Here is a 251-nt window from a genome sequence, read left to right as displayed (position 1 = left end):
TTTGTGTGCTGTGGCAATCTTTTAAATCAATGATATTACTTCGTTGTACCTCCTCGTAATGCCGGCTTATTTGTAAAAACAAAAAAGGATGCCATTACAATCCCTAACGCACTTGTTTGCTAAAACAGTTTTATTCTTACTTCAGTTTTCTACCAATAATATTTGTGCAAATAGTGGTAAAAACCACAATGCTAATAGAGCTTAAAGGCATTAAAATGGCGGCAACTACTGGTGCTAATTGCCCTGTAACC

This window comes from Seonamhaeicola marinus, assembly GCF_008085455.1.
The sequence above is the reverse complement of the archived record's forward strand: the minus strand, read 5'-3'. Positions refer to the sequence as shown.